Raw genomic sequence first — 25,826 nt, forward strand, 5'->3', positions numbered from 1 at the left:
ACTACAAGTGTTATTATGGCCTGGTAGTTCAGTTGGTTAGAATGCCAGCCTGTCACGCTGGAGGTCGTCGGTTCGAGCCCGATCCAGGTCGCCATTCTACTTATAGAAGTAGAAAGTAATGTGTCGACAGGTTCCCTGTCAGCAGACATTTCCTGCGAATCAGCCTTCCCTTTGGTCGGCTTCTTCGGGAAATGGTTGCATGAGACCGTGACAGGTCTTGGGCAGTCCGCAAAAGCGGAGCAAAAGGTCATTGTATGATCCCCGTCTTTCTTCATGCTGGTGTAGCTCAATTGGCAGAGCAACTGATTTGTAATCAGTAGGTTAGGGGTTCAAGTCCTCCCACCAGCTCCATGCACGAAGGTGCATAACTTCTTGGAGGAGTTCCCGAGTTGGCCAAAGGGGACGGACTGTAAATCCGTTAGCTCAGCTTTCAGTGGTTCGAATCCACTCTCCTCCACCATATTGTTTTTGCGGAGTACAAATTCAATCTCATAAGCGGGTGTAGCTCAGTGGTAGAGCCCCAGCCTTCCAAGCTGGTTGCGAGGGTTCGATTCCCTTCACCCGCTCCATGAGCACCTATAGCTCAGTAGGATAGAGCAACGGACTTCTAATCCGTGCGTCGGGGGTTCGAATCCTCCTAGGTGCGCCATTAAACTGTATTGGGGCGTCGCCAAGTCGGTAAGGCACCAGACTTTGACTCTGGCATTCCACAGGTTCGAGTCCTGTCGCCCCAGCCATTATGATCCATTAGCTCAGTCGGCAGAGCACCTGACTTTTAATCAGGGTGTCCCGCGTTCGAGTCGCGGATGGATCACCACAAAATAGGAGAGGTATCGAAGCGGTCATAACGAGGCGGTCTTGAAAACCGTTAGGGTTCACGCCCACGTGGGTTCGAATCCCACCCTCTCCGCCAAAATTGGAGAAGTACTCAAGTGGCTGAAGAGGCTCCCCTGCTAAGGGAGTAGGTCCTTCACGGGGCGCGAGGGTTCAAATCCCTCCTTCTCCGCCAAATTTGTGAGGGCCTTTAGCTCAGTTGGTTAGAGCTCCCGGCTCATAACCGGTAGGTCCAGGGTTCAAGTCCCTGAGGGCCCACCATTATGCCCAGATAGCTCAGTCGGTAGAGCAGTGGACTGAAAATCCACGTGTCGCTGGTTCGATTCCGGCTCTGGGCACCAGTTGAGGAGGGATCCTTACATAACTGTAGCTCGGCGGCTGCAGTTTTTTTATGTCGTTGTTAACGGGAAGTTATCGTTTTGATAAATACCTGTTGCCCAATGGGTAAAAATCTGTTATCCTAAGTATATCGTCGTAGACGAGCTACATATAGGAGTATAGTTCAGTGGTAGAACGTTGGTCTCCAAAACCAAATGTCGTGGGTTCGAGTCCTACTACTCCTGCCAAAGCAAGCGATCGCGCTGTTTCAGCCGATCGTTTTTTGTTGTCGTAAAACGCGTCTCGCCCTAAACATATTGTATTCATATTGTGCCTTTGCTATACTCGATACACGAACATAGCTTACGTGCAAAGGAGGCAATATGGAAGTCTTTGAAAAAACGGTCTACACCTTTTCTCCGGAAAACGCGCCCATCGGCCGGGCAAAGGATGGGGACATCCTGACGTTTCGGACCGAGGACTGCTTCGGCGGGCAGATTCACAGCGAAAGCGATCTGGTTCACGAGCTCGATCTGTCGAAGGCAAACCCTGCGACAGGTCCCGTCTTTATCGAAGAAGCGGAGCCGGGCGATGCGGTCGTCGTCGACGTCCTCGACATTTCCATCGGCGAGAAAGGGTTCGGCGTCGTCATTCCCGAAACCGGACCCTTGTGCGATTTGACCGAGGCGCGTACAAAAATCATCCCAATCGAAAATGGCATGGCCAAATTTAACGACATTACTTGGCCGGTAGACCCGATGATCGGCGTATTGGGGCTTGCGCCGGCATCCGGTGCGGTGGTGTCGGGTCTATGCGGCAACCACGGCGGGAATATGGATTCCAACAAAATAAAAAAAGGCGCCCGGGTCTATTTGCCGGTGCGCGTGAAGGGCGGTCTGCTCGCGGTGGGCGACCTGCACGCCACGATGGGAGATGGCGAGCTTTCGGGTGCGGGTCTGGAGATCGGCGGCGAAGTCGTATTGCGCGTGCGCGTCTTAAAGGATTTTCGCCTGGACTGGCCCCTTACCGAGCTGAAAGATCGCTATTATGTGAATGTCACCGGCAAAGCCTATGACGATGCCCTATGGGAAGGCTGCCATGAAGTGGCGCGTCTGATCCGGGACGCCTACGGCTGGGATGCGACCGATATTTTGATGTATCTTTCGATGCAGGGGTCGGTAGAGGTGAACCAAGGGGTAAAACCGATACATGGCGAGATGTTTAATCTGCGGATCGGGATTCCCAAGGTCGATGCCAAGCCGCCCATTGTTCCCGAAATCTCGTAAAGTCTGTGCACGCAAAGCAAAAGAAGCACCCGATTCGGGTGCTTTTTCTGATGGGTGAGGTCTACGCGCAGTCCCTGAGATATGCGAGCAATTCGGCCATCACGTCGTAGTATATTTCGTCGTCTATGCCGAAGACCACGAAACCGGGCGGGGTGGGTACGGCGGAAGAGATTGAAAAGTCGCCCCGGAGGACGAGTGCCTTTTTCTCGGCGTCGTAGGGCATATAGCGAACGTCCGCCTCGAAGAGAAAGCGGCCGTCTTCTTCCCAGTACAGGATGTCGTCGCGCTGATAATAGCGGTCTCTGCCGCCGGGGGTTCTTCCCCGTATCTGAAAGGGAGAGAGGGAGAATGCGGTCATTTGCACCCCTTGCCGTGTCGTGCGTTTGCGGAGTGCGGTATAATAGGAGTATATGGCTTTCATGGCGAGGAGATTGTGCCGAATCTGGTCATAGAGGGCGGCGGGATCGGCAATACGGAAGCGCTCGACAAAGGCATCGCCCACGGCGACCGCCTTCGAAAACCCCGCCTTTTCGGCGAGATGCGCCATGGTATACGAAGACTCGGGTGCAAGCCCGGTGATGGCTTTGAGCATGGGATATAGGTCTAAAGCCGACCGCAAGCGGTCCCGTGCGGTAGAAGAAAAGAGGGGCGCGGCCTTTTTGATTTCGTAGTCGGCGTGATAGACGTAGAGATCTTCCGTTTTCGGGAGATTTGTAAGGATGCGGTCGAGGGGCGCGATCCAATCCTTTGCGGGATCCACCTCGATGCCGATGTTTTCGCTGCCTTCTTTGGGCAGATAGCCATACGCCACGGGGCGGCCGCCCCGCCCGTAGCGGGAACAATAGATCTGTAGGAAATGATTTGACATAGATGCCTCCTGGGGGTTAGTATACCACAGGAAAAGGAGGGCAAGAGATGATATATTTAGACAATTGTGCCACCACAAAGCCGAAGGATTCGGTGGTTCGCGCCGTAAGTCGGGCGCTGGTGGAAGATTTTTCGAACCCGTCGAGCCTGCATAGCTTCGGCTTTCGGGTCGATCGCGAAAAAGAGGCGATCCGCAAACAGATATGCGCCTATTTCGGCTGCCGAGAGGGAAAACTCTATTTTACCTCGGGGGGCACGGAGTCCAATAATACGGCCCTCGACGCCTATGTATCCGGCGCTTCCTTAGGCGATAAGAATGTGGTGACTACCAATATCGAACACCCCTCCGTTTTGAATGTCCTGCGGAATAAGGAGATCGAGCTCCGGGAGGTGGCGGTGGATGCGAGCGGCCATATTCCCTTTGAAGCGCTCGATCGCGCGATCGACGAGAACACGATCGCCCTCAGCCTCTTTCACGTCAACAACGAATTGGGTTCGATCAATCCCGTCGAGGAATGGGCGCCAAGGCTAAAGGCCGCCCATCCCGCCTTAAAGGTGCATATCGACGGTGTGCAGGCGGTCGGCAAGCTGGCGATCGATTTCGACGCCATCGGCTGCGACAGCTATTCCTTTAGCGGCCATAAATTCCACGGACCCAAGGGGATCGGCGGCATACTGCTGCGGCGCGATATTGCCCCTCTGATCCGCGGCGGCGGGCAGGAAATGGGGTTTCGAAGCGGCACCGAAAACATTCCGGGCATTTACGGTTTGGGCGCCGCCTTTCGCGCCTTAGAAGAAGAGGGCATCCGAAAGGAGGAGGCGGAGGCGCGCGTGCGATTGCTCCGCTCGCTTTTGGAAGAAATCCCCGAGATCCGGATCAACACCACCGAACCGGCGAGCCCGTATATATTAAATGTCAGCATTCCCGATACCCGGGGCGAGGTACTGCTGCATATTTTGGAGGGACGCGAGATCTATATCTCCACCTCCTCCGCCTGCTCCAGCCACAGAACGGGGAAGAATCCCGTATTGACGGCGCTGGGCCTTACGGACCGGGAGGCGGAAGGCACCATACGAATCTGTATGAGCCGAGAGACCACAGAAGAAGAATTGCGGATCTTTGCGGCGGCACTCGCGGAGGCCGTAGACGAAGTTCGTTCGATAGTCAGGAGATAAGATGAAACGCATATTAAGTTTGAGTTTGGGTGAGGTGGTCCTGAAGGGGGCCAATCGGCGGTTTTTTATCCGCAGAATCGTACAGAATATCGAGAGCGTCCTGGAGGATATTGGGTATATTTCCATTATCCCCGAAATGGGGAAGATTCAGGTAGAGATCGATCCCGCAAGGGAAGAAGAGAGCATAGAGCGCCTGCGCCACGTCTTCGGCATCGTATATATCTCGCCTTCGGTGGCCTTCGATGCGGATTGGGAGCGCTTAAAGGCGGAGTCCGTTCGCTATGTAGAAGCGGTGCTCGAGGCGCATCCGGAGATGCAGACCTTTAAGGTCGTCACCAAGCGCAGCGACAAGTCCTTTCCCCTGAACTCCCAGGAGATCAATCGGGAACTGGGCGCCATTATATTGGATGCCTTCGAGGAGAAGCTCTCTGTCGACGTACACGCGCCGGATCTGATGCTCTATGTCGACGTCAAAAAGGAGATGTATCTCTACCACGAAAAGATCTCGACCTACGGTGGTCTGCCGTTGGGAAGCAACGGAAAGGGGCTCTTGCTCCTAAGCGGCGGCATCGATTCGCCGGTGGCGGGCTTTTTGATGGCGAAGCGCGGGGTACAGATGGACGCGCTCCACTTCCATTCCTATCCCTTTACCTCGCCGCAAGCGGAGGATAAGGTGATGCGCCTGGCAAAGATCCTCACCCGTTATACCACCAAAATGAACGTATACAGCGTAAACCTGTTGCCCATTCAAAAAGAGATCAACAAAAATTGTCCGCCGGAGCAGATGACGGTCCTTTCCCGCCGCTTTATGATGCGGATCGCCAATCGATTGGCCGAAAAACACGGCTATCTTTCCCTGACGACGGGCGAAAACCTGGGACAGGTGGCGAGCCAAACCATCCACGGCCTGGACGTCACCGACGATGTGGCAAAGCCTGTGGTATTTCGGCCGCTGATCGGCATGGATAAGGTAGATATTATTCGCTGGGCAGAGCGGATCGGCACCTACGAAACATCGATCGAACCCTTTGAGGACTGTTGTACGGTATTTCTGCCCAAGCACCCTTCCCTCCGGCCCACGGTAGAAGAAATGGAAGCATCCGAAGCACTCCTTCCCATAGAAGAGATGCTGGATGCGTCGATGGAGACACTAAAAATCACCCGAATTCGAGCAAAGGAGAAGCTATGAAAAAATGGATACCCGTGGCGGTCATACTCGTCTTGATCGCCGTACTGTTCGGCTCAACCTACAATAAATTCCAGGTCATGGACGAGAACGTAGACCAGGCGTGGGCACAGGTGGAAAACACCATGCAGCGCCGGGCGGATCTGATCCCCAATCTCGTAGAGACCGTAAAGGGATACGCAAAACACGAAGAAGACGTATTTACCAAGGTAACCGAGGCGAGAAGCGCCGTTCAGCGCGCCGAGACGCCCAAGGAATATGCGGCGGCCGATGCACAAATGAACGAAGCCATCCGCAACATCAATGTGGTGGCCGAGGCCTATCCGGAATTAAAGGCGAACGAAGGATTTCAGAACCTGCAGGCGGAATTGGCGGGTACGGAAAATCGGATCGCGGTGGAACGCAAGCGCTATAACGAAAGCGTGGGCGATTACAACCGCGCCGTAAAGCGATTCCCCACCAATCTCGTGGCGGGCATCTTGGGATTTCACGAGCGGGAGTACTTCCAACTGGCGGCGGGTGCCGATCAGGTACCGCAAGTGAAATTTTAGGAAAAGCCTATGAAAAAGCGCGTTTGGCTCTTCCTCTTACTCCTATTGCTCCCGCTTCCGATTTTTGCAGCGGGGAAGGATTTGCCGCAGCCGACGCGGGAATTTTACGTCTATGACGAAGCGGATGTCCTAAGCGATGCGGCGAAGGGAAAAATCGTCTCTACGAACGAATCGCTCGCCCGACAGACCGGCGCGCAGGTCGTCGTCTGCGTATTGGACCGCCTGCCCGACGGGGCGCCCATAGAAGACGTCGCCGTGGAACTTTTCGATGCGTGGAATATCGGATCGAAAGAGAAAGACAACGGCGTGCTCCTATTGGTGGCGATGGGGGACAAGAAGTTTCGCATCGAGACCGGTTACGGTCTGGAAGGCGCCTTGCCGGATATGAAGGCGAAAGCCATTCTAAACGATCTGACACCGTATTTTAAGGAAGGCAGATACGAAGACGGCATTCTAACCGGCTTTGGAGAGATTCTAGCGGTGATCGAGGAAGAGTATAATATTCAAATCGACGGCAGCGAAGAAGTCACCGCAACCGTCGAGCCCGTCGAGGAGGACGAGGTGGTGGACACCATCCTTCGCTGGGTGATCATTTTGATCGTCTTGTCCATCTTCCTTCGCGGTGGCGGCTCTTCCGGCGGTGGTCGCGGCAGACGACGGCGCTATCGCGGTCCCGTTTTCTTCCCCGGCGGTTACGGCGGATTTGGCGGCGGCTATGGCGGCGGAGGAAACTTCGGCGGCGGCGGTTCTTCCGGCGGCGGCGGCGCCAGCGGCGGCTGGTAAGAAAGCATCCTGCGGGATGCTTTTTTTACGCCTTGTAAATTTTATGGCAAAGATGTAAAGAATTTGTCATGAAAAATTTGAGATCTATTCTCTTTATTCCTTGCCCCACCGAACGCCATCTTATAGAATAGAATCACGATAACGACGCGCACGATTCGCACTGCCGCGCGAAAGACAGCGGCCGGCGAACGGCAAAGAAAAGGACGGGATGCGAAATGCGGGAGAAGAAACAACAGGACATGGTCGAAATTTGTAAAGCCTTAGGCGATTTGAACCGATTAAAGATCATGCAATACTTAATCGACGGCGAGGCTTGTGCCTGTGACATACTGCCGGATTTGGACATCACGCAGCCCACCTTATCCCACCATATGAAAATCCTTTCGCGTGCGGGGCTGATCGATGACCGCAAGGAAGGAAAATGGCATTTCTATACGATCAATGCCGAGGTGATTCGCGAGTTTCAGCAATTTCTCGCCCAGGTCGCCCGTTCCAAAGTCGGGCATCGGAAATCGAGTCGATGTTTGGGACTCTGTTGTGGCGGCGCGTGGAAGGCGGAATAGATATATACCGAAAGAAAAGAACGGCCCGATCCGTTCTTTTTGGTTGCAAAGATTTCGTAAATAGGCGAGAAATCGCGGATTTCGTTTCGGGAATCAGAAAAATTTGGTAAACTGAGTAGGTATATACAACTATGGGAAAGAAAGACGGAGATGGAATGAGAAAAAAATGGACCGCTCTGCTCCTCGCCCTCGCCATGCTGATGACGGCATGCGGCGGCATAAAGCGGACGCCGGAGCGCTACGAGATTACTTTTTACGACACCTTCGACACGCTGGTTACCGCCATCGTCTATGCGGACAGCAAGGCCGAAGGCGACAAATATACCGAATTGCTCCATAAGAGATTTCAGGCGCTGCATAGAATCTATGACGGCTTTAATCGCTACGAAAATGTCAGCAATCTAAAGGCGTTAAACGATGCGGCGGGAAAGGGAAAATTCAGCGTAGAACCTGAGCTGATGGATCTCTTGTCGCTGTCGATCGAACGCTATAAAGAATACGGCGAGACCAATATCGCATTCGGCGCCGTAACGGATATTTGGAAGACGTATCGCGATCGTTATACGACGGAAAAAGGCCACGACCACGATCGAGAAAAGAACGCCGAATTGCCGCCTATGGACGCGCTACGACAGGCGGCCGCGCATACCAATATCGACGATATCGTGCTCTATCCCGAGGAGAACGCGGTGGAGATCAAGGACCCCGATCTCTCGATCGATTTGGGCGCCGTCGCCAAGGGCTATGCCACCGAAGTTGCCTGCCGAGAACTGGAAGAAGCGGGCTGTAAGGCGGCGCTGGTGAGTGCCGGCGGCAATGTAAAGCTGATCGGATCGGCGCCGGAGCCGAATCGCACCGCCTTCGGCATCGGCCTGCAGGACCCCGATGCAATCACCGAGAAGCGGCCGACGGCCCAAAATATGAAAGACGTCGTCTATGCCAATAATACCTCGGTGGTCACCAGTGGTGACTATCAGCGCTACTATACGGTGGACGGCAAGAATTACCACCACCTGATCGATCCGGACACGCTGATGCCGGCGGATCACTTCCGCGCGGTTTCGGTCATTTCCGAAGACAGCGGACTGGCGGATTTTTTGTCCACGACGGTGTTTTGTATGCCCTATGAAGAAGGCAGAAAGCTGGTGGATTCCCTAGACGGCGTCGAAGCCTATTGGATCTTAAAAGACGGCAGCATCGAATTTACCGAAAGCCTTCGAGACAAGTTGAAGAGCGAGGGGGCGAGCAATGCGAAATAACGCCGTACTTTTTATCGTCGTGCACGCGCTGAATATCTTGATGGTATCCGCATTTTTAATATTGCTCCATTTTGCGCCGCCCTTGGAGCGATTGTTTTATGGCAGTATGGTCTTTCGCCTGCCCATTGCCCTATTGCTCTTTGCGCCCTATGTGGCGGCGGGAAAGTTCTTTTCCAAAAGCCCCGTCACCGACACAATCGCCCTGTGGATCGTTCCGGCGATCCTCTGGGCGCTTCTGTTGGGGATCGCGTATTTTGGCGGGGGCGGGGAGACCTTTTTGCGCGGGCCCTTTCGTTCGCTATGGCGCCTGCCGGCGGATACGCTGATGCTGCCGCAGATCGCGGCGATTCGCCTGTTGCGCCTTGTGCCTAAGCCCGCGGTATATGCCGCATTTTGCGTCTTGCCCCAGACCGCAGCGCTATTTGTCGCAGCGGTGGATGACTTGCGGTATCAGCGGCGCAAAAGACAGAGAATTCGAGAAAAATACTAGAATAGAGGAAAGCATGTATAAATACGATATGGAAGAATTGTATCGCCTGGCGTTGGATGCCCTCGCCGAAAAAGGCGTGCGGGTGCAGGACATCGCCGAGATTGTTTATGAGTTGCAAAAAGACTATGTGCCCATTACAATAGAACTATGTGAAGAAAATGTTTTGGCGGTTTTGCGGAAGCGGGAGACGATCCACGCCGTATTGACGGCACTTGCCATCGACAAGGCGGTGGATCAAAAACTGTTCGACGAGCCGATTCAGACCATCATCGCCGAGGACGAAGGCCTCTACGGCATCGACGAAGTGATGAGTCTTTCGATCGTCAATGTCTACGGTTCTATCGGACTGACGAACTTCGGCTATTTGGACAAGAAGAAGATCGGCATTATCGACAAACTCGACAAGATGAAGGGCAAGGAAGTTACCACGTTCTCCGACGATATGGTGGCGGCCATCGCCGCGGCGGCGGCCGCTCGATTGGCGCACAGCAATCGCAACACAGAGGAGGCGGAAAATGCGCATGAATAAACGAACACAGTGGATTGCGACGACGGCAGTACTGGCCGCCGTCTATTACGGTCTGACGGTGGTATTGGCGCCGGTGTCCTACGGGCCCATTCAGTTCCGCGTGGCGGAAGTAATGAATCTCTTGGCATTTTATAATCCCGCCTTCGCGCCGGGCATCGTACTCGGCGTTCTACTGTCGAACATCACATCCCCCTTGGGTATATACGATATCTTTTTCGGTACCTTTCATACGGCCATCAGCCTGTATGTGATGGGAAAGATCCATCGGAAGTGGGTGGCGAGTTTGATGCCGGCCCTATTCTCTTGGATTATCGGTTTTGAGTTGTATCTGGTTTACGGCGGCGGAATCGCCGGTTTTCTCGGCATGAGCGCTTCTGTGGCGGCAAGTGAGCTGATTATCTGTACCCTGATCAGTCTGCCGGTCTACGAAGTCCTCGAGAGAAATCCGGGTTTTCGATCCATTGTAAGTAAGAACCCTCAGTAAGAGTCCGTTGCAATACAGAAGGAGTGTATATGAAAGTCAATGTTTGCGTAGGTGCTCGTTGCACCATGATGGGATCCAGCAATATGCTCGATGCGCTGGAAAACCTTCAAAAGCGGTATTTTGAAGAGGGAGAACTGGAAATCACCCATACCAACTGCTTGAATGTATGTAAGGAGCAAGGTACGGAGAATACGCCGGTGGTCGAAATCGACGGCGAACGCATCACCTCCGCCGCGCCCCAAGAAGTTTGTGAACGCATTTTAAAGCTTGCGGGAAAGATTGACTAATAGGAGGGAAATGTGAAAGAGAGTTATGTAAGTGTCATGAGTCTGCGCCGCCGCGTCTTTGCCGAGGTGGCCAGAATGGCTTTTACGGACAGACCCATCGAAGAGCTGGAAACTGCCGGATATCGGCTTTTTCCCGGTCAACCGGAAAACGATCGCCAGGACATATTCCGTCAACGCGCCATCGCCGAAGAGATGATTCGGCTGGCCATGGGCATGGGGTTGAGAGATTACGGCGAATACATACCCGTCACCGACGGATTCGACAAGGTGGACGTAGACACCTCGATCTTCGAGACGCCCTTGGTCGATGTGATCAAATTCGCCTGTGAAGCCTGCCCCACCCGTGCCTTTGTGGTCACCGACAACTGCCGCAGATGTATGGCGCATCCCTGTACCAATGTCTGCCCGGTCAATGCCGTCAGCATCGGCAAGCACGGCGCGATTATCGACAAAGAAAAATGCGTCCGCTGCGGCCGCTGCAAAAACGCCTGCCCCTATAACGCCATCGTCGAATACGACCGCCCCTGTGCCTCGGTATGCGGGGTGGACGCCATCGAAAGCGACGAATTGGACCGCGCCATTATCAACCACGACAAATGCGTCGGCTGCGGTCGCTGCGTGACCGAATGCCCCTGGGGCGCCATTGGCGATAAGACCATGATCTATCAGCTCGCCAAGGCATTAAAGAGCAAAAAACGCATCTACGCCATCCCCGCGCCGAGCTATATCGGCCAGTTCGGCGAATCCACCACCCCCGCACAAGTTCGCGCGGCCATGAAACAATTGGGATTCGAGGATATGGTAGAGGTCGGATTGGGAGCGGATTACACCACCCTGCACGAAGCCAAGGAATATCTGGAGCGCGTGCCCGAAAAGATTCCCTTTATGGGGACCAGCTGCTGCCACTCCTGGACGCTTTTGATCGACTACCGCTTCCCGGAACTCAAGGACTATGTATCCGACTCCGGCTCGCCCATGCGCTATACCGCAGAACACATTAAGAAGGACGATCCCGAGGCCATGGTCTGCTTCGTCGGTCCCTGTACCTCCAAAAAGGTAGAGGCCGTCTCCGGCGATGTAAAGGAATATGTCGACTTCGTCATCACCTTTGAAGAGCTGATGGGCATGTTTGTCGCCATGGATATCGAGCCCGCTGAAATGGAAGTCACCGCCGAAGAAGAAGAGTCCTCTTCCTCCGCGCGGGGTTATGCCATCGCCGGCGGCGTCGCCGCAGCGGTCAAGGAAGTGGCGGAAAAGATCGATCCGGATCGCGACATTCAAATCGAAGGCGCCAATTCCCTGAAAGAGTGCATCAAGATGCTACAAATGGCAAAAGCCGGCCGAAAAGAGGGCCACCTGCTGGAAGGTATGGCCTGCGAAGGCGGATGTATCGCCGGTATGGGCACCATTGCCGCCACCAACCGCGTGCGCAAGTCCGTACAAAGCTATATGAAAGAGTCTGAATACAAGACGCCCTTGGAAAACAAGCTCGTCGACGACAGCCTCAAGGACTTTAGCAAATAAAGCGAAAACATCCAAAAATGAGTAAGTACGAAATTCCGTACTTACTCATTTTTTTTGGGAGCGCGCCTCGCCGTTGCCCTTCGCCATCTCGCGGCGGATGCGGCCGAGTACGTCGTCTTTTGCCATCAAAGATTTCAGATTGTCCCGGTCCAAGAGAAAGATCTTTTCTCGGCGCAGCGTCGCCTTTGCTCGCGAGTCCAAGACGGCGGAGTCCATCAAGAGCACCTTCTCTTCTTTTACCGAGACGGGGAAGTGGGAGAGAATGCCTTCTAAATGTTCGGGACCGGCGATCCCCTCGAAGTCGATCTTTTTAATCTCGACGGCATACACCACGCCGTCTTTTTGCATGGAAAAATCGAAGGGGAGCGCGGGATTTTTGACGTCGGTCTCGAGGATTTCGTATCCGCATTTTGCAAACGCTACCTGGGCGAGCTTTTCGTGGGTGAGCTCCTGCTCCAAGAGCGCGAGCGTCTGTACCAAGTGGAGCGGATCGAGTTTGATAATGGCGGTACAGCCATAGGTTTCATTTTCTTTGGGGATGTGGCGCACGTCGAAGGCCATAATGCGATCGTCGATCACCGTAAAAAAACCGTGGGCGATGGCGTTTCGCATATGCCGGACCAACGCCGAGGTCTTGGTCTCGTCGTCGCCGGTGGTGAGGATGATCTTTTGGCAATTGGTGCAGATCTTTTCCATATAGTAGTCGACGATGTCGTCGTCGATGTATTCCAGCACCAGCACGTCTTCCTTTCTGAGATGCAGGGTATCGACAATCATGCTGAAGCTAAAGTCTTCGTAGAGCTTTTCTTCGATCAGAATATTCGATGCCGATTGAAACGAATTGATATTCGGCACATACCACAACAGATACTCCAGCGCCTCGGTGATCTCCGGGGCGAGGGGCAAGGGCCGGGGCCGATGTAAAAGAGAGTAGGGGCGGGCGTTGTCCGCGTCGCAGTCGTATTGAAATGTACGAAAAGACGGCAAGTGGCCGTTTCGTTTGCCTTTGGTTCGATTCATGATGCACTCGCTTTCTATGGTCTATATAGCCTTTATACCGAAACGCGGACGAATCTAACAAAAGGGCGTAGAATTGCGGTTTTATGCGGATTTTTCTTGACAAGGACCCAAAATTCAGCTACAATAATTGCTAGTGTTTTAAAGCCCCGGAAACTTTTGAACATTCGTCTCTTTGATATAGCAGGAGGTCATCCATGAAGACAACTATGGCGAAAGCCAATGAAGTAGATAGAAAATGGTATGTCATCGACGCCGAAGGCAAGGTCCTCGGTCGTCTGGCAACCGAAATCGCTAACATCCTTCGCGGCAAGAACAAGCCCATCTATACCCCGCACGTGGACACGGGAGATTTCGTAATCGTCATCAATGCGGAAAAGATTAAGATGACGGGCAACAAATGGAACGACAAGGTATACGACTACCACACCGGTTATCCGGGCGGACGTCGTGAAGTCGCTTACAGCGAAATCCGCGAAAAGCACCCCGAGCGCGTGATCGAATACGCGGTGAAGGGCATGCTTCCCAAGAGCCGCTTGGGCCGCTCCATGTTCCGCAAACTGAAGGTCTATGCGGGCAACGAGCATCCCCACGCAGCACAACAGCCGGAAGCATACGAAGTATAAGGGAAGGGTGATTTAGATGGCAGAACAATACAGAGCAACAGGTAGAAGAAAGACGTCCGTAGCCCAAGTGCGTCTCCTTTCCGGTAGCGGAAAGTTCATCGTCAACGGTCGCGACATCCAAGATTTCTTCGGATTCGAAACCTTGCGCATCGTCGCAAAATCTCCCCTGGAGATCACCGAAACCGAAGGCAACTATGATGTCATCGTCCGCGTAAAAGGCGGCGGCTATACGGGACAAGCCGGTGCCATTCGTCAAGGCATTGCAAGAGCGTTGGTCGAAGCGGACGGCGAATTGCGCCCCATCCTCAAAAAAGCGGGCTTCTTGACCCGTGACCCGAGAATGAAGGAACGTAAAAAATACGGCTTCAAAAAAGCGAGAAAGTCTCCCCAATTCTCCAAGCGTTAAGATTACAAAAAACCCGCATACATCGCGTATGCGGGTTTTGTTATGCCGAAAAACAGCGCCCCCGAAACGGTATAGAGCCGGTACGGGGGCGTTTTTTTGCTGTGCAAATCGATTTGGCTACTCGAGGGGCCGAAGGTCCCGGTATATGGCGAGGAGCTCGCCCTTGTCGGCGTCTTTTGCCGTCACACCCAAGAGAATGCCGTCTCGTTCGGCGTAGAGGCTCGATCCCTGCACAATCACTCGAATGCCGTCGATGATGTGGGTTTCGATGGGTTCCTCGCCGCCGATTTCATAGCCGGCGCCGGGGATGTCGCGGCGCTGGTCGATATAGATCTCCTTGCCGTCTTTCGTCTTATAGTGAAAGGCGACGTAGTCGGTTTTTGTATCGTCTGTCGCGTATACGTCGGCATACTCATAGGGGTAGCGCTCTGATAAGACCAGGGGCGTAAAAGTCAGTCGATCGGCCACGGAAGGGATCGGTTCATAGACGCTGAAGTCGATGTCGTCGGTCTCTTCTTCTAAGACGAATGTCGCCTGGCCGGTTGCATCGTCGAACTCGATGTGTTCGATCTCTTTTCCCTCTCGGGTAAAGAGCGGTTCCATTTTATCGAGGACCGTCGCATCGGTAATTTCGCGGCCGTCTCGGTCGTAGAGCTTACCCTTTAAGGTTTCGGGCAGGGTTCTCTTCGACAGATGCGCGTTCGCCTTTTCCTCGTGGACGACGATACGGTTCGTGGGCGTTGCCACCTGCCGTATCGTCTCAACGATGCTTTCTCCGAAGCCCGTAAAGGGTAAGGTAAAGACCAAGAGCGCGGCGGCGGCCGCAATGGCGGGTGTTGTGCGGCGCCGCGCCCGGTTTCTTATGCGGCGGCGTACCGCTTCTTTGTCCCGTGCATCGGGCACATAGAGGGTTTTTAATTGCGCGGTCCACTCTTCTTCCGCCCGAAAATTCGAAGACTGCAAATCTTTAGGATTCTTCATAATATGCCTCCATCTCGCGTTGAATTTTTTTCAAAAGTCGGTGCAGTAGGACGCCCACATGGTTCGGCGTCAGCGCCATCAACGCCGCAATGTCCGCGTTGGAAAGCTCTGCGCCGAATTTATAGCTCAGGAGCAGTTGATCCCGCTCGCTTTGGCGTCGAATGATCTTTCGCAAATGCTCGTGTTCTTCCGCTCGCTCGATCCGATCTTCCACCCGTTCCTCGGACGGGAGAATGTGGATCAGATTTTCCAGCGGCAGCCACTTTCTGCGAGCCTGTCTTCGATAGTAGTCGTTTAGGGTGTTTCTCGCGATGGAAAAAATCCAAACCTCAAAGCGGCCTTTTGCCGCATCGTATGCGGAGAAATTCGTATATACTTTTTGAAAGATATCTGCGGTTACATCCCGCACCGATTCTCTATCCGCCAAGCGGTAGGCGACGAATCGAAAGATCCGATCGAAATACGCTTCGTAGATCTCCTCGAAATTCGCCGCCTCCTCCCAAGCGGAAACGGAATCGATTCTTTCCGTTCTTTCCAATAGGCTCACCTCCTTGGCGCCGTATCTTTCATAGAGTAAATACGCAGGTAGGGCTAAAATATTACAAAGAAATCAAAAAAAGTTTCCGCGCGTATCGCAATCCCCGTATTGCACGTAATGGGAAAAGAGAATGCGGCGGTGGTCTTCGGTGGCCGTATCGCGATAGGGATAGGCTTGCAGCGCGCCTTCTTCATAGCCGACATGGGTGAGGACGCCTTGTTTTACCACAAAGTGCCGGTTTCCCGCCGGCGTCGGTTCGCAGAGGACATGTGTATCCGAAAGAAAGGCGTCGTAGAGGAAGAGATTGCGGCCGAGGCGGCTCGCCTGGCGATGCATCACCTCCAGCGTCTCGGCCCGCTCGAAGTACAGTGCCGCGACGGATTTCTTCTGGAGCGTTCGGATCGCATCGAGAAAGGCGGAAAACGCCGCTTCGTCGGAAAAGATCGCCGCAAGCCGCGCCTCGGTCTGCGCCGCCTCCGCCGCCGTAAGCCGGAGGGGCAGGGGATGATAGGCGAGGGGGTCGTCGAAGGGAAAGAGATGGCGAAGAGACAAAAAGAATTCCCGTAGAAAGGATTCTTTTTGCACCGGGCCAAATCCGCCGGGGGCGAGGCGATACAATAAGGGCGCTCTTCGATCCGGCACAAAGCGAACGGCGCGTATCTCGCGCTTTAACATACGGTTATAGGGCGGTTGAAGGCGCTTGATCTCGCGTTCTTCGGCGAGCATGGCCTCGAGATGAGAGGGGGTGTATTCGATGCCCACGGCGTCGATCCGCGCCACCATGTGGCGGATCTTGGGGGCGTGATGGGATCCTCCGAAATATTGGCGCACGCGATGTCTCAGTTGCTTGCTTTTTCCCACATAGAGGAGCGCGCCGCGGTCGTACATTTTGTAAATGCCCGGCCTGGGCTCGATACGGGAAAGTTCCGATAATTGCAATAGTTCCATACCGTTATCCTACGCCGATAGACAGAGATACACAAGGGGGTTTACAAGAAAGGGAGTCCGTGGTATATTATTGAAAGGAAAACATTTCCTAACTGCATAGAAGTTCTTCAGGGCGAGGCGCAATTCCTCACCGGTGGTCATAGTCCACGACTCGAAAGATTGAATCGGTGTAATTCCGATACCGACGGTATAGTCCGGATGGGAGAAGAATCATAGGCAATACTTGTATTGCCCTGAATTTGCGTACCATCCGGAGCCCCGTGCTCCGGATTTTTTATGGGAGGCAATATGGACGAACGTTTTATACAGAGAACCCTGGCGCTTGCGGCGAAGGGAAGGGGACATACAAAGACCAATCCCATGGTTGGCGCGGTCCTGGTACGGGACGGGCGGATTCTCGCAGAGGGCTATCACCGCGCCTACGGGGCGGACCACGCCGAAGTGGACTGCCTACGGCGAGCCAAGGAAGATCCCGCCGGCGCCACGCTCTATGTGAATCTGGAGCCCTGTTCGCACCACGGCAAGACGCCCCCTTGTGTCGACGCCATTGTGCGGGCAAAGATCGCCCGGGTCGTCGTGGGGATGGAGGATCCGAACCCGAAGGTGGCGGGTGGCGGCATCGCCCGGCTCCGCCAAAGCGGCGTCGAGGTAACCACGGGCGTACTGGAAGCGGAATGTGCGCATCTAAACCGCGCCTTTATTACGGGCATTACAAAACATAGGCCCTACATACTCGCCAAGTACGCCGCCACCGTCGACGGGAGAATCGCCACCCGAAGCGGCGAGAGCCAATGGATCACCGGCGAAGCGGCCCGCAAAGACGGCCACCGGCTTCGCGGCGAAGTCGATGGAATTCTCGTGGGAACCCGCACGGCGCTCTTAGACGACCCGCGTCTTACCAACCGAAGCGGCGAAGGCAAACAGCCCGTCCGCATCGTCTTGGACCGAATGGGACGACTGGACGCGGGGGCAAAGCTCTTCGACGGCGAGATCGAAACGGTGGTCTACACCGCCCGCATGGACCGAAAAAAGGCGGATCGCCTTGCCGAGCAGGGCGTCGCGGTGGTCTTTACTGAAGAGCGCGACGGCGTACTCGATACCGCTTCGTTTCTCGAAGATCTCTACGACCGGGGCGTCGGTACCCTCTTGGTCGAAGGAGGCGGGACGCTCCACGGCAGCATGATCAAAGGCGATTTCGTCGACGAATTCGTCCTCTATCTCGCCCCGACCTTACTGGGCGGCGGCAGAGAGGCCGTACGCGGCGAGGGCGTCGAGTTTTTGAAGGACCGCAGAGAATATGTCTTTACGGAAGTGGAGCGCTGCGGTTCGGACCTCAAGATACGCGGGGTGAGAGCTTGTTTACAGGAATCGTAGAAGAAGTCGGAACGGTTGCGCATATGCGCCGCCGGGGCGAGAAGATCGAGATCGAAGTCGCCTGCAAAACCGTCCTCGAAGACGTGGCGATCGGCGATTCGATCTGCACCGACGGCGTATGCCTCACCGTCACCGCCTTTTCGGAGGACCGCTTTCGGGCGGATATGATGACCGTGACGGCACAAAAATCGGGTCTGGACCGATTGGCACCAGGCGCCTCTGTAAATCTGGAGCGGGCGCTCCTTCCCACTACGCGCATGGGCGGGCATATTTTGCAGGGCCATGTGGATACGGTGGGCACCGTCGCGGGAATCTCGCCCCACGAAGGCGGCTATCTCCTCTCGGTGAAAGTCGATCGCGACTGGTTTCCCTATTTTGTCGCCCAGGGCTCGGTGGGGTTAAACGGCGTCAGCCTGACCGTCGCCCGCACCGACGCCGATGGGTTTACGGTATCGTTGATTCCCGAGACCCTCAGAGAGACCAATCTGGGCACATTGGAGCGGGGTTCTCCGATCACGGTGGAATTCGACATCGTCGGCAAGTATATTTTAAGAGCAAAAGAATGTCATACAAAGGGCGGGGGGATCGATATGGATTTTCTTCGCAGAAACGGATTTTAGGAGGATCGTATGTGGAGCACAGTTGAAGAAGCAGTCCGCGCACTGCAAGCGGGAAAGATGATTTTTGTATTGGATTCCGAGGACCGGGAAAACGAGGGGGATATGATCGTCGCCGCCGAGACCTGTACGACGGAACAGTTAAACTTTATGGCGACCCATGCCCGCGGACTGATTTGTATGCCCATGAGCAAAAAAGAGGCGGACCGTTTGAAGCTCGCCCCCATGGTCTATCAGAATACGGACAATCACGAGACCGCATTTACCGTATCCATCGACCACGTCGAGACCGGAAGCGGCATTAGCGCCGTAGAGCGCGCCATGACCGCGAGAAAGGCGGCGGATCCCGAAGCGGCGCCCACAGATTTTCGCCGCCCGGGGCATATGTTCCCCTTAATCGCAAAGCCCGGCGGGGTGCTGGAGCGCGAAGGCCATACCGAAGGTACGGTGGATCTCTTGCGCTTGGCGGGGCTTACCGAAATCGGACTCTGCTGTGAAATTATGGAAGACGACGGCGAAATGATGCGAAGAGACCGCATTCGGGAGATGGCGAAAGAAGCGGGCGCGCCGCTGATCCATATCGAACAGCTCAAGGAATACCGCAAGACCCACGACCCGCTGGTAGAATGCGTCGCCAAGGCGGATATGCCGACCAAACACGGCCATTTTACCGCCTACGGCTACCGCAACCGCCTAAACGGCGAGCACCACGTGGCGCTCGTTAAAGGCGAGATCTCGGAGGACGAAGAGATCTTATGCCGCGTGCACTCCGAATGCCTTACGGGCGACGCCTTCGGCTCCTTGCGCTGCGACTGCGGCGATCAGCTCGCCAAGGCGATGGAGCGGGTTTCGGAAGAAGGCCGCGGCGTCGTGCTCTATATGCGCCAGGAAGGCCGAGGGATCGGTTTGTTGAACAAACTCAAGGCCTACGCCCTTCAGGATCAGGGGATGGACACCATTGAGGCGAATCTCGCCCTGGGCTTTCCGGAAGACGCGCGGGAATACTATATCGGCGCGCAAATCCTTCGGGATCTCGGCGTCCGAAAGATCCGCCTGCTCACCAACAATCCCGATAAGGTCTACCACTTGAACCAATACGGCATGGAAATCGTAAAGCGCGAACCCATCGAGATCCATTCCCAGGCGTGCGACCACTTCTATTTGGAGACCAAGGCGAAAAAGATGCACCATTACTTGGACGAATTTAACACCGGCGAGACATCCGAGGAGGCCATGCGATGATTACGATTGAAGGAAAATTGACGGGACGGGGCAAAAAATTCGCCATCGTCGTCAGCCGTTTTAACGATTTTATTACCGGAAAGCTCCTCGACGGGGCGCTGGACTGCCTGATCCGCCACGAGGTCGAAGACGACGACATTACCCTGATCCGCGTGCCTGGGGCCTTTGAGATCCCCCTCGCCGCTCAACGCCTCGCAGAAAAGGGCGAATACGACGGCATCTTGTGTTTGGGCGCGGTGATCCGCGGCGCCACCACCCACTACGACTATGTCTGCAACGAAGTCTCCAAGGGCATCGCCAAGGTATCCTTAGACAGCGGTGTTCCCGTGGGCTTCGGGGTCGTCACCACCGAAAACATCGAGCAGGCCATCGAGCGGGCCGGCACTAAGAGCGGCAACAAGGGATACGATACGGCCATGAGCGTATTGGAAATGGTCGATTTGTTCGACCGCATTTGATTGGCGGAATTTGAAAAATATGTAATAATAGGGGAGAAAGACGAAGGTCTTTCTCCTTTTTTTTGTATTTTCAGAAAGAAAAGACGAAGGATGCACGCATTTCTTCAAAATAAGATCAAGTTTGTAATCTATACATTAAGAGTGCCAAGTTTATTTAAACTCTATGTTATAATATTGGAAGTGAGGAGGGGTTATTATGAAAGCAGTTGTCAGCGTCTTGGGACGCGATCAGATCGGCATTGTCTATCGCGTCACCGAGCAATTGCAAAAACACAAATTCAATATTTTGGACATCAGTCAAACCATTGTCGACGGCTATTTTACGATGATTCTCGTCGTGGAACACGCCGACGAAAATTTTGCCTTAGAAGAAGTCGTAGAAGAGTATCAGTCCCTCGGCGAAGAGTTGGGCTTGGATATCCGCCTGCAACACGAAGCGCTTTTTAGCAGAATGCACCGCATTTAGGGAGGGGATTTTCTTGGATCGTTCTTCTATTCTGGAAACCATACATATGCTCGACCACGAGAATTTGGATATCCGCACGGCGACGATGGGCATTTCGTTGCTGGACTGCATATCCGACGACGCGGACGAGGTATCGGAAAAGGTATACGCGAAGATTACCGCATTGGGCAAAGACCTGGTCGAGACGGCCGATGCGGTTGCCGCAAAATACGGCGTATGTGTCGTAAACAAGCGCATTTCCGTAACGCCCGCGTCTCTTTTATTGCCCGGCGGCAGCCGCGAGGACTATGTGAAGCTCGCTAAGTCTTTGGATCGGGCCGCCATTGCCATCGGCGTCGACTTTATCGGCGGGTTTTCGGCGCTAGTGCACGGCGGTATGACCGCCGAGGAGAGAAATCTGATCGAGGCGATTCCCGAGGCCTTGTCGTCGACCGAAAAAGTCTGTGCGTCGGTGAATGTAGGCAGCTCCAAGTCGGGGCTGAATATGGACGCGGTGCGGATTATGGGCGAAAAGATTATCGAAGCGGCGAAGCTTTCTTCCGCCGACGACTCTATCGCCTGTGCGAAGCTCGTGGTCTTTGCCAACGCCGTCGAGGACAATCCCTTTATGGCAGGGGCATTCCACGGGGTGGGTCTTTCGGATCACGTGCTCCATGTGGGCATTTCCGGACCGGGGGTAGTGAAATCCGCCCTGGAAAACTATCGCGCGGACCGCTTCGACGAGCTCGCCCGCGTAATCAGCGAGATGGCCTTTAAGATCACCCGCATGGGCGAATTGGTGGGAAAAGAAATCGCCGAGCGCCTCGACGTGCCCTTCGGCTCCATCGACCTATCGCTTGCCCCGACGCCGGCGGTGGGCGACAGCGTCGCGCGGATCCTCGAAGAGATCGGCATCGGCCGGGTGGGCGGCCACGGCACCACGGCGGCGCTTGCGCTTTTAAACGACGCGGTAAAAAAAGGCGGCATTAACGCCTCGGCCCATGTAGGGGGCTTAAGCGGCGCGTTTATCCCGGTCTCCGAGGACGAGGGCATGATCGATGCGGCCGCAGCGGGCGCATTGGGACTCGATAAACTCGAAGCCATGACCTGCGTCTGTTCGGTGGGTCTCGATATGATCGCGATTCCCGGCGATACGCCCGCATCGACCATTGCGGCGATCCTCGCGGACGAGGCGATGATCGGCATCATCAATCACAAAACCACGGCGGTTCGCATCATTCCCGTCTGCGGAAAGGGAGTGGGCGACGGCGCCGTATTCGGCGGCCTCCTGGGCGAGGCTCCCATCCTTCCCGTACACGAAAACGACTGTCGTCGATTTGCGGCGCGCGGCGGATTTATCCCCGCCCCGATCCACAGCTTTAAGAACTGACGTCTTTGCCGTCTGGAAAGGAAAAGAATGACAGTCTCTATTCAAGAATTTATCGCTATGATCAGCGAGGACCCGGCTATTTTTATTACCGCTTTGCTCGTCCTCGCCGTTATTTTTGTAAACGGATGGACCGATGCGCCCAACGCCATCGCCACCGCCGTATCCACGCGGTCCATCGAACCGCAAAAGGCCATTTATATGGCGACATTGTTCAATTTTCTCGGCGTATTCGTTATGACCTTTCTCAATGCGAATGTCGCCGAAACCATCTTTAATATGGTAGACTTTAACGGCAACAACAACGAGGCGGTCATCGCCCTGTGCGCCGCCTTATTCAGTATCGTCATCTGGGCGACTGCCGCCTGGTACTTCGGGATTCCCACTTCGGAATCCCACGCCCTGATCGCCGGTCTTTCCGGCTCTGCCATCGCCCTGCACGGCGGCCTTGCCGGCATCAACGGCGCAGAGTGGATCAAAAACATCTACGGCCTGGTGCTTTCGACGGTATTGGGCTTCGGCATGGGTTATATCGTGGTCGAGGCGGTAAAGCGCATCTTCTTTTATGCCGACCGACGAAAGACCAAGCGATTTTTTAAGAACGGACAGCTGATCTCGGCGGCGGCCATGGCATTTATGCACGGAGCGCAGGACGGCCAGAAGTTTATGGGGGTATTTATGCTCGCCATCAGCCTGGGGGCCGGCACCGGAAACGCCGGGCATTTTATCATTCCCTCCTGGCTGATGATTCTGACCTCGCTCGTCATCGGCTTCGGCACCAGCATCGGCGGACTTCGGATCATCAAATCCGTCGGGATGAATATGGTCAAGCTGGAGACCTACGAAGGGTTCGCCGCCGATATGGGGGCGGCGATCAGCCTATTGTTCGCATCGATTACCGGGATCCCCGTCTCCACCACCCACACCAAGACCACGGCGATTATGGGCGTGGGCGCCTCCAAGCGCATTCGCAATGTCAACTGGGCAGTCGTTCGGGAGATGGGGCTGGCGTGGGTGTTGACCTTTCCTGGCTGCGGGTTGATCGGCTTTATAGTAACGTATATCTTTATCAAAATTTTCTAGGAGCATTCCATGAGAGAAAGAAAGTTCGACTATTTTCAGAAGTTTAGCGATATGACGGATCGCGCGACGGCGGCGGCCAGACTGCTCAGCGACATCTTAAACAATTACGATCACACCAAGCTGAAAGAAAAGACCGAAGCCATGAAGCGCATCGAAAACGACGCGGACCATACCATGCACTCGATTATGAATCAGCTGGCCATCGAATTTTTGCCGCCCATCGAGCGGGAAGACATTATCGAAGTGACCCAAAAGCTCGATACGGTGGTCGACAGCATCGAGGAGATCCTCTTGGGTCTGTATATGTATCGGGTGCGGGAATTGATCCCCGAATGCATAGAATTCGGCGAATTAATTCTGGAGGGCACGCTGCTATTGGAAGAGCTGGTGTTGGAATTCAGCAACTTCAAGCGCTCCAATGACGTAAAGGATCGCATTATTCACATCAACTCCCTCGAGGGCAAGGGCGATGAATTGTACTTAAATTCCATGCGCGCCCTCTTCGACTTTACCGGCACCTTCGACCCCCGCCGCATCCTGACTTGGAAGGAACTCTTGACGGTGATGGAAAACTGTATGGACAGCATAGAAGGTGCGGCGAACGAATTCGAATCCGCCATGTTAAAAAACCAATAAATACAAAAACCGGTCCCTAGCGTTTAGGACCGGTTTTTTCGTTGCCGCAATATGTCTTCTTTTGCCCAGGTAAAAAAGGGGGAGGGGCTCGCCACTTCCCGGTCGATGCGCCGGGGCCTGAGAAAATAGAGGCGATGGCGCGCCCGGGTCATGCCCACATAAAACAAGCGACGCTCTTCTTCGAGCAGGCGCTCCACTTCGTGGGGATGTGCGTCCGATGCGGCGCGGGCGGGGATTACATCTTCGTTTAAGTCGATCAGAAATACCGCATCGAATTCCAACCCCTTGGCGCCGTGCAGCGTGCTCAACACGATGCCCGGTTCCTTGGCACCGCCGCCCGAAAGCAGACGGTCCAGCGCCTGCAAGCGGGCCATAAAGGCGTCCGCATCGGCGCAGTTTTTGGCGATAAATTTCGCGTAGTAGAGAATGCGCATGGCGGCGGTTTTGGAGGAGCCAAAGGTATTGGCGTGGTTTTCCAAATACTTTTCGTATTCCAGATCCTTTTGAATAAATCGAAAGGCTTCGGCGAGGGGAAGGCCCGCGAGATACATAAAGTCGCGGCGTAGCGCTTGGAGGTCCCTCCGCATATAGTCGGGGAGCTTTCCTTCGAGCATGGTGTCGAAGACCGATACCGAAACGCCGCGGCGAGCGAGGTCCTCCACCATTTTCTTGGAAATATAGCCGCGGATTTTATAGTAAATATGCGAGAACGATTCGAGATCGCGAGGGTCTTGGGCAAAGCGCACGATCTCCAAGAGATCCTTTACGACGCGGTGGCGCAAAAATCGGATCTTGCCCTCGCGCATCGAAAAGGCGATATTCTTCCGCTCGAAGTATTCCGCACAGCCCACGGCGGAGATATGGTTGCGATAGAGCATCGCCACGTCCTTGAGGTCGTGTTTTTGAATTTCAGATGCGATAAAGGCGTATTGTCGTTTGAGATCGTCGAGCTCCACATAGCGAAGCGCGACGCCGCTTTCCCGTACGGCGTGCACGTCTTTCGAATAGCGCTTTTTATTCTGTTCGATAAAACGGGTGGAGGCGGCGATAATCGATTCCGTCGAGCGAAAATTGCGGGACAGATAGTAGATCTTCAGATTCTGATAGCGGTCCTTCAGCGACATGAGACCTTGAAAGTCGGCGCCCCGAAAGCCGTAAATCGACTGGTCGTCGTCGGCGACGACGAAGAGGTTTTTTTCCGCTCCCAAAACGGCATCGACGATGGCGAGCTGACCGCGCGATGTATCCTGGCCTTCGTCGAGCTGTACATAGTCGTAGGATCTACGAATGGCGCGCAAGAGGCCCGGATCCTTTTGAAAAATTTCGGGGCAAAGGGCGATCATATCGTCGAAGTCGATCCAGTTGCGGCTGCGCTTGAGCGATTCGTAACCTCGGTAAAATTTTGTAAAGAGGGGACTGCGCGCCTGTTTCTGATAGGCGTCGGGGTCGAGCATTTTATTTTTGACGTATCCGATTTCTCCGATCAAGGTCTCCAGCTGCTCGTCGTTGGGGCTTCGGTGCAGATACTCTCGCCATAGATCGGCGAGGATGCGCCACTTCCCGATGTTTTGCGCGGTTTCGATCAAGGTGTAGCGAATGCCCGAGCGGCGCTCGTAATTTTTCAGCACCGAAAAGCAGAAGCTGTGGATGGTGGAAAAAGACGGCGCCGGTTCCTCATAGAAGAGCTTGCGGTAGCGGAGCTGCATATCTTTGGCGGCGGCCCTTGAAAAGGTTATCGTAAGAATGCGCACCGGATCCTCACCCGCTTCGATCAGTCTCTTGGTGCGGCTTAGAAGCATCGTCGTCTTTCCGCTTCCGGGCACGGCGAGGACCAGGGCGGGACCTTTGTCGTGGGAGATCGCCTTTTTCTGTTCATCGGTCAGTTTCATAGTTCACCTCCCGTCGAGTATACCATTTCTTCGGGCAAATGT

General features: G+C 54.6%; 28 protein-coding genes, 12 tRNA genes and 1 riboswitch. Of the genes, 34 read left to right on the top strand and 6 right to left on the bottom strand.

What is annotated here, in order from left to right:
• The first annotated feature begins 17 nt into the window (after nt 1-17).
• The 13 genes from QO008_RS07275 to QO008_RS07335 all read left to right on the top strand — a co-directional run bounded on the left by QO008_RS07275 (nt 18) and on the right by QO008_RS07335 (nt 2,438).
• Nucleotides 18-94 (top strand) — tRNA-Asp (locus QO008_RS07275).
• A gap of 181 nt (nt 95-275) precedes the next feature.
• A tRNA-Thr gene (locus QO008_RS07280) sits at nt 276-351 on the top strand.
• 23 nt (nt 352-374) lie between these two features.
• A tRNA-Tyr gene (locus QO008_RS07285) sits at nt 375-460 on the top strand.
• A 35-nt stretch (nt 461-495) separates the two neighbouring features.
• Nucleotides 496-569, top strand: a tRNA-Gly gene (locus QO008_RS07290).
• Between the two features lie 3 nt (nt 570-572).
• Nucleotides 573-649, top strand: a tRNA-Arg gene (locus tag QO008_RS07295).
• 11 nt (nt 650-660) lie between these two features.
• A tRNA-Gln gene (locus QO008_RS07300) sits at nt 661-737 on the top strand.
• A gap of 4 nt (nt 738-741) precedes the next feature.
• Nucleotides 742-817: transfer RNA gene (locus QO008_RS07305), tRNA-Lys, on the top strand.
• Nucleotides 818-824: 7 nt separating this feature from the next.
• Nucleotides 825-913 (top strand) — tRNA-Ser (locus QO008_RS07310).
• 5 nt (nt 914-918) lie between these two features.
• Nucleotides 919-1,009 (top strand) — tRNA-Ser (locus QO008_RS07315).
• Nucleotides 1,010-1,018: 9 nt separating this feature from the next.
• Nucleotides 1,019-1,095: transfer RNA gene (locus QO008_RS07320), tRNA-Ile, on the top strand.
• A gap of 4 nt (nt 1,096-1,099) precedes the next feature.
• Nucleotides 1,100-1,175 (top strand) — tRNA-Phe (locus tag QO008_RS07325).
• A gap of 150 nt (nt 1,176-1,325) precedes the next feature.
• Nucleotides 1,326-1,400: transfer RNA gene (locus tag QO008_RS07330), tRNA-Trp, on the top strand.
• Between the two features lie 135 nt (nt 1,401-1,535).
• Nucleotides 1,536-2,438 carry an acetamidase/formamidase family protein gene (locus QO008_RS07335; RefSeq protein ID WP_307385412.1) on the top strand — a complete coding sequence of 301 codons (903 nt, stop codon included), beginning with the start codon at nt 1,536-1,538 and terminating at the stop codon, nt 2,436-2,438.
• Nucleotides 2,439-2,499: 61 nt separating this feature from the next.
• Here the strand turns inward: QO008_RS07335 and QO008_RS07340 are convergent, their stop codons facing one another.
• Nucleotides 2,500-3,306 (bottom strand): hypothetical protein, encoded by an 807-nt coding sequence (locus tag QO008_RS07340; protein ID WP_307385414.1) that lies wholly within the window; start codon nt 3,304-3,306, stop codon nt 2,500-2,502.
• Nucleotides 3,307-3,353: 47 nt separating this feature from the next.
• Here QO008_RS07340 and QO008_RS07345 point away from each other — a divergent pair, with 47 nt between their 5' ends.
• From QO008_RS07345 to QO008_RS07395, 11 genes are all read left to right on the top strand, one after another.
• A complete protein-coding gene (locus QO008_RS07345) occupies nt 3,354-4,481 on the top strand; it encodes a cysteine desulfurase family protein (protein ID WP_307385416.1) in 1,128 nt (375 codons plus the stop codon).
• A gap of 1 nt (nt 4,482) precedes the next feature.
• Complete coding sequence (thiI, locus tag QO008_RS07350; RefSeq protein WP_307385418.1) at nt 4,483-5,670, top strand: tRNA uracil 4-sulfurtransferase ThiI; 1,188 nt, start codon at nt 4,483-4,485, stop codon at nt 5,668-5,670.
• Entirely contained in the window at nt 5,667-6,218 is a 552-nt protein-coding gene (locus tag QO008_RS07355) for a LemA family protein (RefSeq protein WP_126464895.1), read from the top strand. The genes thiI and QO008_RS07355 overlap by 4 nt, the downstream gene beginning before the upstream one ends.
• A 9-nt stretch (nt 6,219-6,227) precedes the next feature.
• Nucleotides 6,228-7,001, top strand: coding sequence for a TPM domain-containing protein (locus tag QO008_RS07360; RefSeq protein WP_307385421.1), 774 nt, complete (start codon nt 6,228-6,230; stop codon nt 6,999-7,001).
• A 215-nt stretch (nt 7,002-7,216) separates the two neighbouring features.
• On the top strand, nt 7,217-7,564 hold the full coding sequence (locus QO008_RS07365) for an ArsR/SmtB family transcription factor (RefSeq protein WP_126464897.1): 348 nt from the start codon (nt 7,217-7,219) through the stop codon (nt 7,562-7,564).
• 155 nt (nt 7,565-7,719) lie between these two features.
• Nucleotides 7,720-8,823, top strand: coding sequence for an FAD:protein FMN transferase (locus QO008_RS07370; RefSeq protein WP_164715180.1), 1,104 nt, complete (start codon nt 7,720-7,722; stop codon nt 8,821-8,823).
• Nucleotides 8,813-9,313: a hypothetical protein gene (locus QO008_RS07375; RefSeq protein ID WP_307385423.1), complete on the top strand. Its 501-nt coding sequence runs from the start codon at nt 8,813-8,815 to the stop codon at nt 9,311-9,313. The genes QO008_RS07370 and QO008_RS07375 overlap by 11 nt, the downstream gene beginning before the upstream one ends.
• A gap of 13 nt (nt 9,314-9,326) precedes the next feature.
• The gene (locus QO008_RS07380) at nt 9,327-9,842 is read left to right on the top strand and encodes a phosphatidylglycerophosphatase A (protein WP_307385424.1); all 516 of its coding nucleotides are present in this window, start codon (nt 9,327-9,329) and stop codon (nt 9,840-9,842) included.
• Nucleotides 9,835-10,326 (top strand): QueT transporter family protein, encoded by a 492-nt coding sequence (locus QO008_RS07385; protein WP_126464901.1) that lies wholly within the window; start codon nt 9,835-9,837, stop codon nt 10,324-10,326. Before QO008_RS07380 ends, QO008_RS07385 begins: the two co-directional genes overlap by 8 nt.
• A 29-nt stretch (nt 10,327-10,355) precedes the next feature.
• Nucleotides 10,356-10,613 carry a (2Fe-2S) ferredoxin domain-containing protein gene (locus QO008_RS07390; RefSeq protein ID WP_126464902.1) on the top strand — a complete coding sequence of 86 codons (258 nt, stop codon included), beginning with the start codon at nt 10,356-10,358 and terminating at the stop codon, nt 10,611-10,613.
• Nucleotides 10,614-10,625: 12 nt separating this feature from the next.
• A complete protein-coding gene (locus tag QO008_RS07395; protein WP_126464903.1) occupies nt 10,626-12,137 on the top strand; it encodes a 4Fe-4S dicluster domain-containing protein in 1,512 nt (503 codons plus the stop codon).
• A 45-nt stretch (nt 12,138-12,182) separates the two neighbouring features.
• Here the strand turns inward: QO008_RS07395 and QO008_RS07400 are convergent, their stop codons facing one another.
• A complete protein-coding gene (locus QO008_RS07400) occupies nt 12,183-13,157 on the bottom strand; it encodes a hypothetical protein (protein ID WP_307385428.1) in 975 nt (324 codons plus the stop codon).
• Between the two features lie 194 nt (nt 13,158-13,351).
• Between QO008_RS07400 and rplM the strand changes: the two genes are divergently transcribed.
• Nucleotides 13,352-13,780 (top strand): 50S ribosomal protein L13, encoded by a 429-nt coding sequence (gene rplM, locus QO008_RS07405; RefSeq protein WP_126464905.1) that lies wholly within the window; start codon nt 13,352-13,354, stop codon nt 13,778-13,780.
• 16 nt (nt 13,781-13,796) lie between these two features.
• Nucleotides 13,797-14,186: a 30S ribosomal protein S9 gene (rpsI, locus tag QO008_RS07410; protein WP_126464906.1), complete on the top strand. Its 390-nt coding sequence runs from the start codon at nt 13,797-13,799 to the stop codon at nt 14,184-14,186.
• Nucleotides 14,187-14,303: 117 nt separating this feature from the next.
• Here the strand turns inward: rpsI and QO008_RS07415 are convergent, their stop codons facing one another.
• The 3 genes from QO008_RS07415 to QO008_RS07425 all read right to left on the bottom strand — a co-directional run bounded on the left by QO008_RS07415 (nt 14,304) and on the right by QO008_RS07425 (nt 16,653).
• Nucleotides 14,304-15,167 carry a hypothetical protein gene (locus QO008_RS07415; protein WP_307385430.1) on the bottom strand — a complete coding sequence of 288 codons (864 nt, stop codon included), beginning with the start codon at nt 15,165-15,167 and terminating at the stop codon, nt 14,304-14,306.
• Nucleotides 15,154-15,705, bottom strand: a complete 552-nt coding sequence (locus QO008_RS07420) for an RNA polymerase sigma factor (protein ID WP_307385432.1) — start codon at nt 15,703-15,705, stop codon at nt 15,154-15,156. Before QO008_RS07420 ends, QO008_RS07415 begins: the two co-directional genes overlap by 14 nt.
• A gap of 72 nt (nt 15,706-15,777) precedes the next feature.
• Nucleotides 15,778-16,653 carry a GIY-YIG nuclease family protein gene (locus QO008_RS07425; RefSeq protein WP_307385434.1) on the bottom strand — a complete coding sequence of 292 codons (876 nt, stop codon included), beginning with the start codon at nt 16,651-16,653 and terminating at the stop codon, nt 15,778-15,780.
• A gap of 99 nt (nt 16,654-16,752) precedes the next feature.
• Nucleotides 16,753-16,867, top strand: a riboswitch (FMN riboswitch).
• 74 nt (nt 16,868-16,941) lie between these two features.
• On the opposite strand from QO008_RS07425, the gene ribD reads away from it, so the two are divergent.
• The 8 genes from ribD (at nt 16,942) to QO008_RS07465 (ending at nt 23,895) form a co-directional block, all read left to right on the top strand.
• Entirely contained in the window at nt 16,942-18,027 is a 1,086-nt protein-coding gene (ribD, locus tag QO008_RS07430; protein ID WP_307385436.1) for a bifunctional diaminohydroxyphosphoribosylaminopyrimidine deaminase/5-amino-6-(5-phosphoribosylamino)uracil reductase RibD, read from the top strand.
• Nucleotides 18,009-18,647 (top strand): riboflavin synthase, encoded by a 639-nt coding sequence (locus QO008_RS07435; protein WP_126464911.1) that lies wholly within the window; start codon nt 18,009-18,011, stop codon nt 18,645-18,647. Before ribD ends, QO008_RS07435 begins: the two co-directional genes overlap by 19 nt.
• A gap of 9 nt (nt 18,648-18,656) precedes the next feature.
• On the top strand, nt 18,657-19,886 hold the full coding sequence (locus tag QO008_RS07440) for a bifunctional 3,4-dihydroxy-2-butanone-4-phosphate synthase/GTP cyclohydrolase II (protein ID WP_126464912.1): 1,230 nt from the start codon (nt 18,657-18,659) through the stop codon (nt 19,884-19,886).
• Entirely contained in the window at nt 19,883-20,344 is a 462-nt protein-coding gene (gene ribH, locus QO008_RS07445) for a 6,7-dimethyl-8-ribityllumazine synthase (protein ID WP_126464913.1), read from the top strand. Before QO008_RS07440 ends, ribH begins: the two co-directional genes overlap by 4 nt.
• A 196-nt stretch (nt 20,345-20,540) precedes the next feature.
• Nucleotides 20,541-20,810 carry an ACT domain-containing protein gene (locus QO008_RS07450; RefSeq protein ID WP_307385438.1) on the top strand — a complete coding sequence of 90 codons (270 nt, stop codon included), beginning with the start codon at nt 20,541-20,543 and terminating at the stop codon, nt 20,808-20,810.
• Between the two features lie 13 nt (nt 20,811-20,823).
• On the top strand, nt 20,824-22,179 hold the full coding sequence (locus tag QO008_RS07455) for a PFL family protein (RefSeq protein ID WP_307385440.1): 1,356 nt from the start codon (nt 20,824-20,826) through the stop codon (nt 22,177-22,179).
• 27 nt (nt 22,180-22,206) lie between these two features.
• Nucleotides 22,207-23,259, top strand: a complete 1,053-nt coding sequence (locus tag QO008_RS07460; protein ID WP_307385442.1) for an inorganic phosphate transporter — start codon at nt 22,207-22,209, stop codon at nt 23,257-23,259.
• 9 nt (nt 23,260-23,268) lie between these two features.
• Entirely contained in the window at nt 23,269-23,895 is a 627-nt protein-coding gene (locus QO008_RS07465) for a DUF47 domain-containing protein (RefSeq protein WP_126464916.1), read from the top strand.
• Between the two features lie 23 nt (nt 23,896-23,918).
• On the opposite strand, the gene QO008_RS07470 is transcribed toward QO008_RS07465, so the two are convergent.
• Entirely contained in the window at nt 23,919-25,784 is a 1,866-nt protein-coding gene (locus QO008_RS07470) for an ATP-dependent helicase (RefSeq protein ID WP_126464917.1), read from the bottom strand.
• Nucleotides 25,785-25,826 lie beyond the last annotated feature (42 nt).

This window comes from Aedoeadaptatus ivorii (assembly GCF_030815095.1).
Lineage (GTDB): Bacteria > Bacillota > Clostridia > Tissierellales > Peptoniphilaceae > Aedoeadaptatus > Aedoeadaptatus ivorii.